Below are 15,840 nucleotides of genomic sequence, written 5' to 3' on the forward strand. Positions count from 1 at the left end.
GACAGATCCCTCACGTTTTCGGATACAGGTTTAATTCGTTGCCGCTTGCGAACGGAAACGGGCAAAGATGAAGATGACGGCAAAACACACTGCCGGAACCAGTTCTGCTGTTGGGATATTGCCTGCAGCATCGCTGACAAAGCCCATGACCGGCGTCACAATCCCGCCGCCGATAATGGTCATGACGATGAATGACGAGCCGTATTTGGTGTCCTGACCCAGGTTCTTAATCCCAAGGGAGAAAATGGTTGGGTACTGAATAGACATAAATGCACTGCACAGCGTTAGCGCCAGTAGACCGAAATGGCCGCCGAATACGGCGGAGACCAGGCATAGCACCATGGCAAGCAGGGCATAAGCGGCCAGTACTTTATGCGGTGCGAAGCGGCTGATTAGCCATGTACCGGTAAAACGACCGATGAAGAAGCACACCATGGTGCCGGTCAGGTAGTTGGCGGCGAAACCTGGTGTCATACCGGGGATCTCTTCAATAGCGTACCGGATCAGGTAGCTCCAGCAGGCAGTTTGCGCGCCGACATAACAGAATTGCGCCAGCACCGCCCAGCGCCAGTGGCGAATACGGACCAGACGGGAAAGAGAGGCAGAAAATGTGCTTTGTGTGCCGTCGACGTGATTATCGCTCTGAAGGACCGGAAATTTGGTCAACATAATCAGCAGGGCGACCAACAATACAATTGCCACGATAATCATATAAGGCGTTTGTACGGATAACACCAGGCTGTGCTTATAAATGCTTAGCTGTTCTGGCGTCATTTTATCGAGTACCGACTGAGAGTGATGCGGTACGTTAGACAAAATTAGGCTTTGTCCAAACACAACGGCAATAATAGCACCAAAAGAATTAAAAGTTTGCGCCAGATTAAGACGGAAATGACCACCACTCTCTGGCCCCAGCACTGTCACAAAGGGGTTAGCAGCAGTTTCAAGGCAACCTAACCCCGCCGCTATAATAAAAAGACCGACAAGAAACAATGTATAATTCATTAACTCAGCCGCAGGCCAGAATAATGCAGCACCAATGGCATATAAAAACAATCCGGTAATAATACCTGCCTTATAGCTGAGTTTTTTCATCAGTATTCCGGCAGGAACTGGAATGACAAAGTAGCCGAAATAGAACGCAGATTGTATCAGGCCAGCCTGGAAGTTTGTCAGGGTAAAGGCTTGCTGAAATTGGGGGAGTAAAATGTCATTCAGGTTATTAGCGACTGCCCAAAGAAAAAACAGTGAACAGAGTAACGCGAAAGGAATAATGTAACGCTGGGCTTGCCCGGCATTGACCGCACGAAAACTCTGCGTTGGTATTGTTGTATTTCCCATAACACCCTCGTTAGTCAGAAGCGTCAGAATGTGACTTTCCTTTCTTGCCAGACGGTAAAAATAAAAAGGTGCTTTACTTTTACTGGCGCGAATCTGGCGATCGGAATGATCTCGTGAATGCATTTTCATGTAAAAAAGGGGGGCGAATATGATGACAATCACATTTAACGGCAACGCGATATCTTTATGTGATCGTTATCACTTTAAATTTAATAAAAACAACCCCCATCGGGGAAAATAAACATGAAAAACCACAACCCCAGTGACCGATTTAATGTATTACTCCGAAAACGGGCATTTCACGGTAAAAATCATCAAAACGACTGTTTGAATAAAAATCTTCTGAATCGGTCATTTTTACCGAAATGAATTAATCGAATAAGGATCAATTCCCGACTATTAATTGATGGCGATCACAAAGTGCAACCACCGTAATTCTTTTAGCGTTATTCCCTATAAAGATGGTGCGCAAATATACGGTTAACTCATCAGGACAACAGGCTTGTTCTGCTGGTGCTTTAGATCATCAAGAGAGGTAACAAATGGAACGAAATAGACTGGCGCGGCAGATTATTGATACCTGCCTGGAAATGACCCGCCTGGGGCTAAATCAGGGCACGGCTGGCAACGTCAGCGTGCGCTATCAGGACGGGATATTGATAACGCCAACGGGGATCCCCTATGAAAAACTGACGGAGTCACACATCGTTTATATTGATGCCGACGGTCAGCATGAACAGGGCAAACTGCCTTCCAGCGAGTGGCGTTTCCATATGGCCGCGTACCAGACGCGCCCGGATGCGCAGGCGGTGGTGCATAACCATGCGGTGCACTGTACCGCCGTGTCTATTCTTAACCGCCCTATCCCGGCCATTCATTACATGATTGCCGCCGCAGGCGGTAATTCCATACCCTGCGCGCCATATGCCACATTTGGGACACGCGAGTTGTCCGACTATGTCGCCTTTGCCCTCAGGAACCGCAAAGCAACGCTGTTACAGCACCACGGCTTAATTGCCTGTGAAGCAAATCTGGAAAAAGCCCTGTGGCTGGCGCATGAAGTTGAAGTACTGGCACAACTGTACCTTTGCACGCTGGCAATAACGGATCCGGTCCCGGTACTGGATGACGATGCTATCGCCATTGTGCTGGAAAAATTCAAAACCTACGGACTGCGCATTGAAGAATGACATCGCATAGCAAACAGGAGAAATGCCATGGCGAAAAGAATGATTTTGAACGAAACGGCCTGGTTTGGCCGGGGCGCGACAGGGATGCTTTGCGATGAGGTAAAGCGTCGCGGCTATCAAAAAGCGCTGATTGTCACCGACAGGACGCTGATACAGTGTGGCGTGGTGGCGAAGGTCACGGATAAGCTGGACGAAGCGGGGTTGGCCTGGGAAATATACTCTGGCGTGCTTCCTAACCCGACAATCGGAATAGTACAGGAAGGGCTGGGTGTTTTTCAGAACAGCGGCGCAGATTACCTTATCGCTATCGGGGGCGGCTCGCCTCAGGATACCTGTAAGGCAATCGGTATTATCAGCAATAACCCGGCGTTTAAGGATGTTCGTAGCCTTGAAGGCCTCTCCCCAACCCGTAACCCCAGCGTACCCGTTCTGGCCATTCCCACTACAGCCGGAACAGCGGCTGAAGTGACCATTAACTACGTGATCACTGATGAAGAGAAGCGGCGTAAATTTGTTTGCGTCGATCCGCACGACATTCCGCAGGTGGCTTTTATCGATGCAGATATGATGGACGGTATGCCGCCAGTGCTGAAAGCAGCAACCGGCGTTGATGCGCTGACCCATGCGATTGAAGGGTATATTACCCGGGGCGCATGGGCCTTGACCGATGCGCTACACATCAAGGCGATTGAGATTATTGCCGGCGCGCTGCGCGATTCAGTCAAGGGCGATCGAGATGCCGTCGAGGCAATGGCGCTGGGCCAGTATGTTGCCGGCATGGGCTTTTCCAACGTTGGCCTGGGGCTGGTTCACGGTATGGCGCACCCGCTGGGTGCTTTTTATGACACACCGCACGGCGTGGCAAATGCCATTTTGCTGCCTCATATCATGCGTTACAACGCTGACTTTACAGGCGATAAATTCCGCGATATTGCACGGGCGATGGGCGTGAAGGTTGAAGGGCTGAGCCTTGCAGACGCGCGCAATGCTGCCGTGGATGCCGTCTTCAGGCTTAATCACGATGTGGGGATCCCGCTCCATCTGCGTGAGGCTGGAATACAAAAAGAAGATATCCCGATGCTGGCCCAGGCGGCATATGATGATGTCTGTACTGCCGGCAACCCACGGGAAGCGAGCCTGGCAGATATTAGCGAGCTGTACCATACCGCCTGGTAGTGCAACTGCGTTACCCGGTTTAGAGGCCCCTTCTGGGCCGGGTGACGCAGAGAGACAGTGCCATCAGTATTTAAAACCGTGATTTCGCAGCTGACGACCGACGCCGACAGATCCTATCGGTAATGGCCATTGTTGGGCATGATTGCCCTCTTATTGTGGCGAAGTTGAAGGGTGAAACTAGGGTATACGGCGAAAAACAGGCACAAAAAAACCACCTTTCGGTGGTTTCACGACACTGCTTATTGCTTTGATTATTCTGCTTTTTCCCATGGTAGCCGGAGTGGGACTTGAACCCACACAGCGCGAACGCCGAGGGATTTTAAACCCCGCTCGTAAACCTTAAAAATCAATAAGTTAACTTTATTTCTCCTAACATTTCAGCTTATTTCACCCCTGTTTCTGCGAGTTTCACCATAATTTATGTTAGGTAAAAAAACCGCGAGCGACAATACGACTACCGTTCATCGAATTAGAGTATGCAGAATATGAAAAACATTCCCTCGTTGACAAAGTAAATTACCGTTTCGATTATCCACACGGTCTGGGTTCTACCAGCTATCCAGACACTGGCGCAGCGCTGGTAATCACTCAGGGGTGCTGCGCCACCTTCCTATTTATGATTCTTGGGCAACTCTATTGTCTTATGGCACATGAGGCAAAACGCTCTCTTTTTATGTTATTGCAAAAGCTCTTCCCACTCGGGCTCGCTCATTCCTCTTGAAGCCTTTTCCCTTAGTTCTGCGATGCGATCAATTTCATAGTAAGCACTCAGACAGCCACAGTAAGGACATTTGATTGGGCCATTATTAAGTTTCATGTAGCGAACGCCTTAATCATAAGTGAGGTTATAAAACGTACTCAAGGTAACGCTGCATGACAACACGCAAAATGGTTCACAATGTAAATGATTACAATTTGCACGTAAGAAAAGAAATACTCTTCAAAAAAGTAAATACGAGAAAAATAGCTAATCTCGCTTAGCCTGATACGGCTGCTATGCATGGCACAAAATCTTGACAATCATACCAACCCGTTAACAAATTTAGCGCGTCTGGTTCTTTCATCGGTTTCCAGACATAGCACAGCTCACAGGATTCCGCATGGAAGCGGTGCTGTGCTAACTCGTTATCAATGGCGGTGTGGTTTTACCTTTCATCTTGCGCTGATCGGTTTAATCTAAAACTGCACCGCCACCCTCTAAGGCAACTTTTTTCCAAAGTTATTTCTCCAACAGTACTATTTAGTTAACTCCATAACCTTTTACTCTGAGAAATTCACAAAAATTATATGAATAACCATCTATCTGAACTCTCAATCGCCCCTATGTCAGACATTGAAAAATCAATTAAATCAACCATATCCGATGATCAATTACAACATTTTTGTTTCTGCTTAACTACACAAGTAAAGCTTCCTTCACTGGAAGAAATTCAAGCTATGGCGCGTGAATTAATTGAGTATCGTCAAGTTACGAAAAATCCGGTTGCTTATACTGATGCTGATGAGATTGCCGCCAGTAAATGTCAGGCGATGTCTTACTTTTGGAGTGAGCCAAGCGGAACGGGAAAAGATATAGCTCTTTACATGATCAAATGATGTAAACTCAGCGGAGAGAACATTATCAGCGCTGATCTGAACCCGTTCACAGAATGTTCCGGTCGGATTCTCATTGGCCTCCTTGCCGTGGCGCTGCAGTTCAAACCTCGGTCCTGCGATGAACTGGTTACCCAAAAACTACACCGTCACCCTCATTCGTGGCGTTTCCCGGATCCGTATTTTCCATCGTTATAGTCGTTCTGGTTAGCGCCAGCACCATTTTTTACTTGCCATATAAATCTCCCGTTATGAGAATCGCTATGATCAGTTTCCTTTGCTGATTTACCGGTACATACAGAACTGGTTAACCACGTAGCTCTTGCGTTACTAAAACATCATCGTCAGTAAGCGTTGGCGAGTTGGCTGGAATCCTTACTTACTCTTTGGTTAAGAAATTATCAAAGTGGAATCCCGTCCTGACGATGCCGATAACGACTAGAGCAATGATACTTTTTAATTTACAGGAGAAATCAATTGATTTTATTATATATACTCCTATTTTTATCGACCTGGTATATAATTGGGAAAATTTCAATTTCTTTCTTTATTAAAGATGAAAACCAGGAAGAGCATCAGGATTGCCCTTACGATTAAAACATTACGCCTAACATCTTATATAAGGAAAACATTGTGATTGGATGGTTAAAAAAAATAAACAGGTCTAAAAACCACATTTTCAAAAAAAAGAAATTACAATTTAAATTAAAATTGCTAAGTTCCCTGGCAGCTAGAAAAATATCATTTAAAAAAAATCCGCCAACACCCCTCAACCACTTGATTATGCCTTTTATAGGGAAAGGTATCGGTGATGCTATTGTTGCCAGTGGAGCGATTGAGCTTCTAATTAAGAATGGCTATCATATCTCAATAATAGCTGACAGAAGAACTTATTTTCTCTTTCAGCAATGGGCAGGCATTAAGTCACTTTATTTGTACACCAAAGAAAACCAGAGCGAGTTAATAGAGAAACTTAAAGACATAGCTCCATTTTGCTTTATTGATTCAAATGAAATAACACATTCCAGCATCCAAACATTTAATTTAATGCGACTCTGCCAGCCTGAAAAAACCTTAGGGTTCGTTCAGGGATACAGTATATATGATCATATTATAAAAATAAGCAACCCTCACTCTCACATTAGCACAAGGTATATTGACCTACTGGCATACTTTCAAATACACACACTTCAATATGACTATACTTTAATCATCCCTGAAACAAATACAAAAGAATGTTCCCATTTAATACACCCTCTTAATCACAAAAAATTGGTGGCATTTTCCCCGTACGGGAGTGTTAAAGAACGCTGTTTTTCCGAAGTACAAATAAATCAAATCCTTTATTATCTAACCAAATTTAAGAATAACATCCATGTTATCATAATTGGAGAGCAGGATAAAATACAATGGATACCACAAAATGAAAACACCTCAATAAATACGTACCCTTCATTTTTCACATCAGCTGAAATTATAAAAAATAGTGACCTTATTGTTTCGCCAGATACTTCTATAGTTCATCTTTCTCGCGTATTTAACAAAAGAATCATATGCATATACCCATTTAAAATGCTAGACAAATATTCAAATAACGCTGTTATTTGGGGTGCTAACTATAACACAGCCACGCAAATAAACTTGAAAGAAAAAAGAATTAGTGACGCTAACATTGACGTCATAATAAACTCGATTGAGAGTGAGCTAGTACAAATCCTTGGATATTAGATGCAAAAAAATAATTGTAACATTGCAGAGTCCTGGCGACGACCAAGACCCTGAACATAGCTTACAAAGGCTTTAAAGGCCAGTCGATATCTGGTGCATCCTCCGGGTTAACCCTGCTCACCAGTACGCTATATTTCTCCCAAGCTGCAAGGCGGAGTTTTTCTTCTTCGGTTACCATGCTGTGCTTCACGGCACGTTCCAGAGGGGTGATGATTTTGTCAGCCTCCGCCAGCAACTGCCGCTTCGTCCCTTCAGCCACAACCACCGGGTCAACAACCGGGTCGGTCAGTACTGGCTTTCCACTGGCATCCGGGGTGATTTCGTAGCCGTTTTCCTGACCGCTGAGCAGGGACTGGTATTCAATGTCGCTGATTTCAACGGCATCATCGGGCCAGGTGCCTGCATCCATATAATCGGCCTTGTAGAGGTCATTATAAAAACCAGTCTCCGTAGCGCTAAAATAAACTGTCATATCAATAACCTTTAGCTATAAGTGTGAAGTTACCATTGGCATTGGACGCATGCAGCACACAACCGGTGCGACTGTATGACGGAACGAAAATAGCTGAGTCGCTATCTTTTCCCATTCCCGCACCATTGTAGGTAATAACCACCCCCACGCAGACCGTTGGGAACGCAACAGGAAACGTCACATTGATGCTTGTATTGTTAGGGACGTTTATGTTGCTCATTACAACTTCCATAACTCCCGTGGTTTCGTCTTTTGTATACATGGAATTAGCGGATTTGCTGGCGGTATTCTTCTGCCCATAGCGCGCGTCAAAGTTGGTGTAGTTGCCGGGTATAAATTGACCGTCTTTAACCCACCTAAAATTTGCAGTATCACCTGCTGAATTCAGAAAATGCAGATGAAAATCACCTTCATTAATCAGCATTCCCGCCGACCATGTAGAATTTCCTTGTTGATAATGTTGCTTGAAAATAGGCCAGTATTCAGATGTGGCAGTAGTATCAATGTTCTGAAAAACTGGCGCACCCACAGTGTTCTGACTGGTCCACATGCCTTTTCCGACTTGTGATACGCTAATTTGCCCTGCTGGTGCCATTGTTCCACCAGCCAGCGGTAGCGCCCCGACATCATTGGCTGTGGGTTTCCAGCCGGTGTTATAATACCGGCACCAGTTCGCGGTCTTACCCGAAATGACTACCTGTCCAACATAAAACTCATTTTTGCTTATCAGTGTTACCCAGTACTGCCCGGTATAAACCTCCGTTGCCAGCACCGTGTAACGCGTGTTGCCTGAATCATCCGGCATGCCTTCCGTTGGTTTTTCATTCCCCTTGCCAAGCGCAGCATAAATCCCGCTCCCTGCGATGTCATATATGGAGGTCAGCAGAGTGCCGGGGTTGGGCAGTGCGCCGGTTTCAGCAGCAGTAGGTTTAGAAAATTCACTGTAAATCTTGTACCAATTACCCCATTTCAGTGATACGCCATTATATTGCCTGAAGTAAATATTTCCGCCATTTGCAACACTGGCACCAGGGAAATAGAGTTGCGACACATCGTTTGCATTACCTCTCATTCGGAACAGTGTTCCGTAATGCGAAGTATTGGGTGGAAATGTCCCGGTGGTATTTTCGTTCGTTGTTTGCCAGATCCCGGTTGGTTCAGAAACATAATCAATCCCGCCTGATACTGGACATCCTGACCCCGAATTACCCACTCCTATCCCCATCCACCCGACAACTGGCACCCGCCCTGCTGTCGTATCGGTCATGGAGGTGACGATATCCGCATCCGCCGCACTGCCAAGCGTTATTCGTCCCTCGTCATCAGGCGCTTTTCCGTTAACGGTTTTGACGGTGCCGGCAGACGCGTTTCTGGCGGCAGCCTCTGCCCTGTCGGCTGACTGACTGGCAGATGTTGCGCTGGATGCGGCGTGTGTTTCACTGGTGCCTGCCGATGATGCGCTGCCGGCTGCTGCCGTGGCGCTGCTGCCTGCAGTATCAGCACTGTGTTTTGCTGCTGTGGCAGAGCCTGCTGCATCACTGGCACTTTTCGCTGCTGCTGTGGCGCTGCCACCTGCTGTATCAGCGCTGTTTTTTGCTGCTGTGGCAGAGCCGGCTGCATCGCCGGCACTTTTCGCTGCTGCTGTGGCGCTGCTGCCTGCCGTATCAGCACTGCCTTTTGCCGCCGTCGCAGAGCCTGCCGCATCGCCGGCACTTTTCGCTGCTGCTGTGGCGCTGCTGCCTGCCGTATCAGCACTGCCTTTTGCCGCCGTCGCAGAGCCTGCCGCATCGCCGGCACTTTTCGCTGCTGCTGTGGCGCTGGTACCTGCTGTATCAGCGCTGCCTTTCGCAGCTGTCGCAGAGGATGCAGCACCTGACGCACTGGCTGATGCCGCTTTTGCGCTGTTATCTGCCGCTGTTTTATCGCCGGCAACCTGTGTCGCATCTCTGTGGATCTGGTCGGCAAGCGGCTGGATTTTTGACAGGTCAGAGGCGTTTGCCAGGTCACAAATTTTCAGCCATGACGGCCCCGTGTAGGTGGAGCCGTCTGCCATCTTAATGGTCACATCACCGTTCGTCTCCAGCAACTGATACCAGTTGTTGATTTCCAGAATGCGGGAACGGATAGCATACGCCGTATCAGCGGCTATCTGTGCGCTGATACTGTTTAACGTATCGCGCGGCATGGCGGTCCAGGCAATATTCCCCTGGGCCGGCCCGTTGTATTCACGCGCCATGATGAGGTTAGTGGCATCCGTAATCGTTTTGACGGGCAGCGTATAGGTCACACCACCAACAGTGGCAATAATAAAATCACCTTCTGCAAGGTCGGTTTTAAAATCTGTTCCGCTTCCCGTCACTGCCGTTGAATTGTTTTTAAGGCTGATAAAACCTGCAGACATAATAGCCCCTCATTAATCATTAATGATAATCAGATAGTTTAAAATTTAACCGTATGTGAATGAGCCAGTCCCGCGACTGACCATAATTGTCGGCGCAAGCGCCTTGTCTTTCTGATTCGCCGGCCGGGACTCAACGGTGATGGTGATATCTCTGGTTTTAATACCTGCAACCGCATGCCGGATGGTGTGATATCCGCTACCGCTGTAATTAAATTTCCTCGAATTTCCTGCAATATTGATAGTCACCGCCCCGCCCGTGCCGGCTGAATCTACCGTCAGCTCAAAAACAACATTTTTGGGTAAGGCACTGTCTCCGGAATCGGTAAAGGTGTATTTTTTTGTCAGAATCCCCCACGATTTCTCATCAAAATTGAACATATCAAAGTCAGGCGCAACCCCCATGTTGGCAATATCACCCACAAAATGCTCGGCTTCGACGGTCCCTTTAAATTTCCCGCTCGTCGCGTTAATTTCGCCGGTAAAAGAACCGTTCGTGGCATAAATGGTTCCCCTGAATATCGCGTTACTGAATTCAGCATCACCGTTTTTCCCGATATACCAGCCGCTGACGCCTTTTACATAGTTAAGCGAATAAATCTCACTGCCTATTTTGGCATTGGTGATAGTCCCGTCGTGAACAAATTCCTCGGTGATAAATACCTGTCCGTTAATCACGGCAAAGGGGCAGAACTGCGTATCACCGCTGCCGCTGAGCAGAACGAACTGGTCGGCATTAAACCCGACGCGGGTGACAACCGGCTGCCCCGTATCGGCAAGAACCGCCAGCGACATCCCGGCGTTGTACATCACACCATCGACAATTACGCCGGCCTTCAGGGTGTAGATGGCGGTGGCACCATCACCGTCAACGACTGCCGTCAGCTTCTCCTCAAGAGCGGCGGTCATATCATCCTTTTGAGCCTGAACCTGAGTGGTCAGGTCAGCCAGCGCTTTCGTGTTGTCAGCGGTGGTTGTCCCGACGGTCAGGATATCTGCCCGGGTCTGACCATACTGCGCCCACTGGTGCTCAACCGTCGCGTTATTGGCCAGCGCGTTCTGCAGGATCCCATCAATGTTGGTATCAATATCGCTGGTCAGCTGCTTACCGTCGTCATCGGTCAGGAAGTTATTGGTGATGTCGTTAAAGTAATCATCCGAATCAGCGTTGGCCATCCCCTTCACCCACCCCGTCCAGCCTGATTCATTCCCTGTTTTGTCGACCAGCTGCGCCCGGTACCAGAATACCTGCCCCGCCTTCAGCCCCTGCTGGGTGTATTCAGACTGCGGATAGGGCACATCTGACAACAGCAGCGGATCGGACTGGTCGACATTCGCGGTGTACTGCAGCTCGGTTTTCAGCGTGTCGCTGGTATTTTCCGGGAAACCCCAGTCAATCCGGATACCCCAGTTGATACCTGTCGCGGTAAGGCCCACCGGCACTGGCGGATTCCCCACCTTGCCCGTCAGCGTCTTCTCTTCAGAATACCCCCAGTCGCTGGAGACTTCGCCTGCGTTAATCGCCCGCACGCGGGCCAGATAGCGACCGGAATAAATACCCGGCACCTCAAAGGAGGTTGTCGAGCTGCGCGGGACGTTCACCCAGTTTCCGTCATTGCGCCGCCACTGCGCCTCATAGGAAATGGCATCCTTTGCCTTGTCCCAGTTGACCTGCATGGTCTCCTGGCTGATACCCTGATTCACGACTGAATAGCTGTCGATGATGATATTCTGCGGCGCAGCCTGGCTGCCTGACGGGATAACGCTTATCGGACGCTGGTCGATGATGGCACCGGTATCAATACGGGCATATTTGTCCGGGTCATGCGCAGCTGCAGTAATATCAAACGTCCCGTCACCGTTATCTGCAACAGACGTCACGCGGAACTGCTGGGCATAAAGCGCATCGGATTCAATAATCCAGATGCTCTCCGCTTCGGGTGTTTCGCTGTATGCCGTGCTGACGGTAACAATATTGCCGTTCACGGCCTGAATCGTCCTGCTCTGGCTGGCACCTGACGGCAGGTTCACCATCATCCTGTCGCCTGCGTGAGCATCCGGCTCGCGATCGAGCGTCAGTACGCGGCCATTCACGCTGCTTATCCTGCCGCCCAAATCTTTCCCGGATACATTCCGGTCAGCAACGGCGATAATGTATCCGGGCTGCGGAATGTTACCGTCAAGGCCAACCGAAAACGACACCACCCGGTCCTTGTTATTGGTCAGAATGCTCCAGCGCCCCTTCCGGTTTGCCTCTGACTGGCGGGTACAGCCGATAGCCGTCATTTCCAGCTGATTGAAAACCCTGTAACGGGCCACGAGGTCTGCCTCAACCACCGGCTCCATGGCATCGGCGTACGCATTCTCCGGATCTGACCAGGAAACCAGTGCGGACGTATTGCGGGCTTTTGTGGTACTGCCGGAGTATTTAAACTCCCCGTTCACCACATTTGCAGCGGTGTAGCAGAAATCCACATCACGCGGCATATCTGCATAACAGACAATCTGGTTATTACCCCAGTAGGTCATCCCCCGGAAAATGGCAGCAAAGTCGCTCAGAACGGTATAGGCATCATTGCGATCCTGCACGTACACGTTGCAGATATAACGCGGCTCCGTTCCGTCACCGCCCCTGCCATCCGGTACCAGCTGGTCACAGTACTGCGCCACTTCATACAGCGTCCATTTATCGATGTTCGCTGCCGTCAGCCTGTCACCCAGCCCGAAGCGTTCGCTCAGAACCAGATCGTAAAAAATCCATGCCGGGTTATCCGTCCAGGCCCACTTAAATACGCCGGACCAGGTGCCGGAGTAGGTACGTGTTTCCGGGTCATAGGTATCAGGCACGCGGATAACGCGTCCACGTGGCTCGCAGGAAATCTGCGGTATTGAGCCGCTGAACTGACTGGAGTCGAATTCAATATAGAGCAGTGCGGTATTGGGGTAGCGCAGCTTGGCGTCAATCACTTCGGTGTAGCTTTCCATCACCATCTTGTCGCCGATTTTAGCGCTGTGGGCGTCGGCGGTGATTTTACGCACCCGGAGGGTCCACGTTGTCCCGGCCTGTGGCAGGTTAATACGGTGGCTGCGCTCGTAGCCGGACGTCGTTTTCCCGGTTACTGAGGTATTGATTACGGTGTTCCATGCACCACCGTCGGTCTGGAGATCGATGGCATAGTTAATGGAATTCCCCACCATGTCGCCGTTGTCTTTTTGCTGATACAGTCCGGGCCACTGAAGGCGCACGCGGGCTGCGGACAGCTGGGTATTCGTGAGTGTGTGCGTCCATGCTGTTGTGCTGGAGATTTCCGTACCGATATTGATTTCGTTTTCGGTACCGGGAATCCCCTGAATGTACGTCTGCGCCTGTGTGCCGGAACGAAACTCCCATTCCACGCCGCTGAAATTACTGGAGCCGTCTTCATTTTCCAGTGGAGTGCCGTCAAGGTAGATATCCCTTGCGGTCAGGTTGCCGGCGAATTCGCCCTCGCCCAGCGCTATCAGAATTTTGGCTTTTGCGACCGACTGGAGATCGTCAGGCTGTTCAACAGGTGTGCGGGCGCTGGGGCTTCCGCCCTTACGCCCCTTGATTGCTTTTGCCATATTACGTCCGTAAAAAAGCCACCCGAAGGTGACCTGGAGAAGGAGTGGCCGGAAGAGGATTACTGCTTGTCTTCGACGTATATTCCCGCCGAGATAATGGCACCGCCAATCTGGCGTTTGCCGTACAGCAGCGGAACCGGATAGCCCTGAGAGGCGGTATTGGTCACCCCGCCAAAGGCATAGGACGCCTTATTGTCAGAGTCCTGCTTGCTGGCGAGCCCTGGTGGTTGCGGGGAAAGCATCTGGACAATACCACCGGCGAGCATCGAGGCACCGACTGCAGCAGTCAGGCCCCAGCCGCCAGCGAATGCCGTACCACCGGCAAATCCCAGCGCAGCGCCGCCAGTAAAGAAAGCTGCCGTCGCAATTAACGTCGCGCCAAGGATGGTCTGGAACAGTCCGCCACGCTTGCTGCCAATCACCACCGGCACAATACGTATAACGTCACCTGTCGCCGGAAAGCCGAGTTCATCCTGACCTATGTTCTTTTTGCCCTTAAAAACAGCGTAGGTAAGCCCGCGCTGTTTACTGGTGATCATGAACTTTTCAAAGCCGGGGATAGTTTTAGCCAGCGCTCTTGCCGCTTCCCCCGTGCTGCTAATCTGACGGTGATGAGTGCGGCCAAAGTGCTTACCCAGAACGCCGGACAGCTCAATCTGAGTCATGACGTCATTCATGCTTCCCCCAGCAGGTCTTTGAATCTCACTACTTTCATTGTCCTTTCCCGCCAGTAGCCGCCATAAGGCACCCGCTGGCTGAGATGCCCGTACAGGTGATGCAGCAGCATGTTGCCTTCCAGCATGATCCCGGCGTGGTTCCACTTCCTGCTGTTTAATCACGCAGGCATGATGTTCACAGAGATAAAATACGCTGGAAGGATCACCCGGCGTCCATTTGAGGCCAAATGACGTTTCTTTATCACCAAACTTCAGGTATTGCTCTTCACCGCAGTGCGGGCAGGCAACATGAAAACGCATGAAATGCTCAGACTCTCTGGCTGCCCGCTCAATCTGGCAAGTGCCCCGAATTTTGGGTGTGGAGCCGCGAATTGATTTTGGCCAGACTGAGCCTTCAATTCGCTTATCCCCCAGGAATGTTGGAGAACCCTCTTTCTCAATATCTTCATCAAACGCAGCAAGCTCGTCGTAACCAACAACGTCAACTGATTTTTCACGATAATTATCCGCAGATTTCCCCCCAAGACACCAGAAGCCACGTCCATTAGAAAAGCGCTTCAGGCTGAGAGTATTATCGCGGTGTTTTTTTCCATACCACGGTGCCAGAGACTTCAGAGAAGGAATATCACGAATTGTTGGTTCGACATGGGATTTCATGAAATTCTCAGCACTGGTATCGGTCGGAAGCCAGATAATGGAATTTCGTTGTTTATGCACGATGAAATAAGCATAAACGCCGAGCAACATTTTAGAATAACCAACGCGGGCTGATTTAACGACGTTTACCTCACGGATATAGTCGTTACCCATAGCATTCATAATCGCTCTCTGGAAAGGCAGGGTTTGCCAGCGCCCCTCCTGATAGGAAGACTCTTTTGGCAGATAATAATGATTATCCGCCCATTCAACAGCTGTCTGCGGCTCCGGGCGAAATAGAGAGAGAACACCTGTTCGGATGGCACTCTTTAACCTGTCAACCTGACTTTTCGATATATTCACTCAGCAACCCCGGTATTATTTCATCCAGCGCTGCCGCTTTATTCATGGCTTTAATGATATCCCTCTTCAGGAAATCAATATGTCGGTTTTCCAGCTCCGGGAAACGCCGCTGAACAGACAGAGGGATGCCGTCGAGGATACCGGAGATCTCCCCTGCTATCCGCGACAGCACGAATGTACAGAAGGTGGTTTCCACCACTTCGGCAGATTCTTTCGCATTTTTAAGCTCCTGCGCATCAGCCTGAGCCCTGGTTAGGCGATAGCGCTCATAGTCAATTGTTCCAGGCTCCAACTCTCCTTCAGCAGCAGCCCGCAATTCCTGAACTTCTTTTCTGAGCTTTTCGTTTTCTATTGAGGCGTCACGCTCTGCAAACCACTCAATAGCCTTCGCAGTGGCAAAAACAGCTTCATTCCCCTTTCCCCCTCCGGAAACCAGGGGGAGCCCCTGACTTTGCCAGGTTGTAATGGTTCTGACATCGCATCCAAAAATTTCAGCCAGCCTTTTTTTATTCACATTCATGTGCTCGGCACCAAAAAACAAGAAAGGATCTGAGAAAGCCATTATCTTACGCAACGACAGCTTCTTAGATCCTTTCTTTTTTTTATGAATCTATGCAAAAACAATCAGTTAAAACGAAGAAGAACGGATCTGCATTTTCCCAT

The 15,840-nt window shown here is 49.3% G+C and carries 10 protein-coding genes and 3 pseudogenes; 4 read left to right on the top strand and 9 right to left on the bottom strand.

What is annotated here, in order from left to right; translation table 11 throughout:
- Positions 1-30: 30 nt before the first annotated feature.
- Positions 31-1,341 (bottom strand): L-fucose:H+ symporter permease, encoded by a 1,311-nt coding sequence (fucP, locus tag AAIR21_RS00925; RefSeq protein ID WP_044867021.1) that lies wholly within the window; start codon positions 1,339-1,341, stop codon positions 31-33.
- Positions 1,342-1,883: 542 nt separating this feature from the next.
- On the opposite strand from fucP, the gene fucA reads away from it, so the two are divergent.
- Together fucA and fucO are read left to right on the top strand one after the other, a co-directional pair.
- Entirely contained in the window at positions 1,884-2,531 is a 648-nt protein-coding gene (fucA, locus tag AAIR21_RS00930) for an L-fuculose-phosphate aldolase (RefSeq protein ID WP_020883353.1), read from the top strand.
- A gap of 27 nt (positions 2,532-2,558) precedes the next feature.
- A complete protein-coding gene (gene fucO / locus AAIR21_RS00935) occupies positions 2,559-3,707 on the top strand; it encodes a lactaldehyde reductase (protein WP_183516183.1) in 1,149 nt (382 codons plus the stop codon).
- 679 nt (positions 3,708-4,386) lie between these two features.
- Here fucO and AAIR21_RS00940 read toward each other — a convergent pair.
- A pseudogene (locus tag AAIR21_RS00940) lies at positions 4,387-4,524 on the bottom strand (hypothetical protein); the annotation flags it as partial.
- Positions 4,525-4,994: 470 nt separating this feature from the next.
- On the opposite strand from AAIR21_RS00940, the gene AAIR21_RS00945 reads away from it, so the two are divergent.
- Together AAIR21_RS00945 and AAIR21_RS00950 are read left to right on the top strand one after the other, a co-directional pair.
- Positions 4,995-5,303: a hypothetical protein gene (locus tag AAIR21_RS00945; protein WP_434679605.1), complete on the top strand. Its 309-nt coding sequence runs from the start codon at positions 4,995-4,997 to the stop codon at positions 5,301-5,303.
- A 630-nt stretch (positions 5,304-5,933) separates the two neighbouring features.
- Positions 5,934-7,028: a glycosyltransferase family 9 protein gene (locus tag AAIR21_RS00950; RefSeq protein WP_434679608.1), complete on the top strand. Its 1,095-nt coding sequence runs from the start codon at positions 5,934-5,936 to the stop codon at positions 7,026-7,028.
- A gap of 61 nt (positions 7,029-7,089) precedes the next feature.
- Here the strand turns inward: AAIR21_RS00950 and AAIR21_RS00955 are convergent, their stop codons facing one another.
- From AAIR21_RS00955 to AAIR21_RS00985, 7 genes and pseudogenes are all read right to left on the bottom strand, one after another.
- Complete coding sequence (locus AAIR21_RS00955) at positions 7,090-7,500, bottom strand: tail fiber assembly protein (RefSeq protein ID WP_434679611.1); 411 nt, start codon at positions 7,498-7,500, stop codon at positions 7,090-7,092.
- Between the two features lies 1 nt (position 7,501).
- Entirely contained in the window at positions 7,502-9,901 is a 2,400-nt protein-coding gene (locus AAIR21_RS00960; RefSeq protein WP_434679614.1) for a pyocin knob domain-containing protein, read from the bottom strand.
- Between the two features lie 45 nt (positions 9,902-9,946).
- Complete coding sequence (locus AAIR21_RS00965) at positions 9,947-13,501, bottom strand: host specificity protein J (protein ID WP_434679617.1); 3,555 nt, start codon at positions 13,499-13,501, stop codon at positions 9,947-9,949.
- 59 nt (positions 13,502-13,560) lie between these two features.
- On the bottom strand, positions 13,561-14,178 hold the full coding sequence (locus tag AAIR21_RS00970; RefSeq protein WP_434679816.1) for a tail assembly protein: 618 nt from the start codon (positions 14,176-14,178) through the stop codon (positions 13,561-13,563).
- Positions 14,175-14,336 (bottom strand): annotated as a pseudogene (locus tag AAIR21_RS00975) (NlpC/P60 family protein); the annotation flags it as partial. The pseudogene AAIR21_RS00975 and the gene AAIR21_RS00970, both read right to left, overlap by 4 nt.
- A pseudogene (locus tag AAIR21_RS00980) lies at positions 14,317-15,177 on the bottom strand (phage terminase large subunit family protein); the annotation flags it as partial. The pseudogenes AAIR21_RS00975 and AAIR21_RS00980, both read right to left, overlap by 20 nt.
- Positions 15,152-15,697: a terminase small subunit gene (locus AAIR21_RS00985; protein ID WP_434679819.1), complete on the bottom strand. Its 546-nt coding sequence runs from the start codon at positions 15,695-15,697 to the stop codon at positions 15,152-15,154. The gene AAIR21_RS00985 and the pseudogene AAIR21_RS00980, both read right to left, overlap by 26 nt.
- Positions 15,698-15,840: the final 143 nt, after the last annotated feature.

The sequence above is a fragment of the Enterobacter sp. PTB genome (genome assembly GCF_051130085.1).
Taxonomy (GTDB): domain Bacteria; phylum Pseudomonadota; class Gammaproteobacteria; order Enterobacterales; family Enterobacteriaceae; genus Enterobacter; species Enterobacter ludwigii.

Excerpts from the sequence above, each read along its gene's own strand:
- fucP (WP_044867021.1), bottom strand. The coding sequence starts at position 1,341 with ATGGGAAATACAACAATACCAACGCAGAGTTTTCGTGCGGTCAATGCC.
- fucA (WP_020883353.1), top strand. The coding sequence starts at position 1,884 with ATGGAACGAAATAGACTGGCGCGGCAGATTATTGATACCTGCCTGGAA.
- fucO (WP_183516183.1), top strand. The coding sequence starts at position 2,559 with ATGGCGAAAAGAATGATTTTGAACGAAACGGCCTGGTTTGGCCGGGGC.
- AAIR21_RS00945 (WP_434679605.1), top strand. The coding sequence starts at position 4,995 with ATGAATAACCATCTATCTGAACTCTCAATCGCCCCTATGTCAGACATT.
- AAIR21_RS00955 (WP_434679611.1), bottom strand. The coding sequence starts at position 7,500 with ATGACAGTTTATTTTAGCGCTACGGAGACTGGTTTTTATAATGACCTC.
- AAIR21_RS00960 (WP_434679614.1), bottom strand. The coding sequence starts at position 9,901 with ATGTCTGCAGGTTTTATCAGCCTTAAAAACAATTCAACGGCAGTGACG.
- AAIR21_RS00965 (WP_434679617.1), bottom strand. The coding sequence starts at position 13,501 with ATGGCAAAAGCAATCAAGGGGCGTAAGGGCGGAAGCCCCAGCGCCCGC.
- AAIR21_RS00970 (WP_434679816.1), bottom strand. The coding sequence starts at position 14,178 with ATGAATGACGTCATGACTCAGATTGAGCTGTCCGGCGTTCTGGGTAAG.
- AAIR21_RS00985 (WP_434679819.1), bottom strand. The coding sequence starts at position 15,697 with ATGAATGTGAATAAAAAAAGGCTGGCTGAAATTTTTGGATGCGATGTC.